Here is a 1,221-nt window from a genome sequence, read left to right on the forward strand (position 1 = left end):
CCACGGCGGGATCGCACTTTGTAAAAAGGCTTTAACATCCGCCTCTTTTCTGATCTAATAACGCCCACATTGTCACTATCTACTTGTTAATTATGTCGTTATTTAGCCACCTTGAACTTGTGGAAGATAAGCGTTCTTTCATCAATCAACATCATGACCTTACTGATGTCTTATTTCTTATCATTTCGGCGGTTTTATCTGGTTGTGAAGGCTGGAAAGATATCGAAGTGTTTGGACACAGCAAGCTGTCTTGGCTCCGACAGTTCAGAGCATTTAAACATGGTATTCCAACGCGACATAGTATTGCTCGTATTCTTAAAACAGTGGAAACTGACTCTCTGATTTTGGCCCTGCTTAGTTGGGTTAACGAGCAACGAACTCAATCTGACAAGCCAATTATTGCATTTGATGGGAAAACTCTGCGTGGTGCCAGTAAAAAGCGTGAGGATAACTTACACTTGGTGTCCGCTTTTGATTGTGAATCTGGTTTAACTTTGTATCAGCGTACCGTAGAAAGTAAATCTAACGAGATCCCAGCAGTTAGGGCCTTATTAGATGTGCTCGATATTTCAGACTCTATCATCACACTAGATGCACTACATTGTCAGAAAGCGACACTCTCAGCACTGACTTCAAGAGATGCGGACTATTTGGTTCAGGTCAAAGCAAATCAGAAAACGCTTTATAAAGCAGTCGCTTCATGTTTTGAAAAAGCTTTTGAAGAAGAGGGAGATTTGCCTGAGGACGTACAAACCAGCAATGGGCATGGACGTCAGGAAACACGGATCACTTACGCTCTAAAAGCAGACAAACTGCCTAAAGAGATAAAAGAAAAATGGCCAGGGCTTACTTCGTTGGTCGCAGTCGAAAGGCACAATAAGTCCGACTCAATAATAAAAATAGACACGCACTTTTATGTTACTTCTGTCGAGCCAGATGCACAGATGTTGCAGAAAGCAATCCGCCATCATTGGCACATAGAAAATCAGCAGCACTGGGTGTTGGATGTCGTCTTTAAGGAAGACGCTTGCCAGATAAGCGAGCCGATTTCGGCGGAGAATATGGCGCTGTTCAGACGGGTTGTTCGCAACCTGGTAAAACAGCACAAAGGCCGTAAAGACTCGATACGCAGTAAGTGTGTTAGGGCTAGTTTTGACGATGAATTCAGGGCTGAGCTTATCTTTGGTTAATACTTGTTAACAAAGTATGCTCTCACCCTGC

1 protein-coding gene is annotated in these 1,221 nt (G+C 43.2%); it reads left to right on the top strand.

Features of this window, described 5'->3' with window-relative positions:
* Positions 1–92 precede the first annotated feature (92 nt).
* A complete protein-coding gene (locus JIG41_RS01555; RefSeq protein WP_175081192.1) occupies positions 93–1,190 on the top strand; it encodes an ISAs1 family transposase in 1,098 nt (365 codons plus the stop codon).
* Positions 1,191–1,221 lie beyond the last annotated feature (31 nt).

This window comes from Pseudoalteromonas sp. bablab_jr011, from assembly GCF_016464045.1.
Classification (GTDB): Bacteria; Pseudomonadota; Gammaproteobacteria; order Enterobacterales; family Alteromonadaceae; genus Pseudoalteromonas; species Pseudoalteromonas lipolytica.

Coding starts and splice junctions, on each gene's coding strand:
- JIG41_RS01555 (WP_175081192.1), top strand. CDS start 93: ATGTCGTTATTTAGCCACCTTGAACTTGTGGAAGATAAGCGTTCTTTC.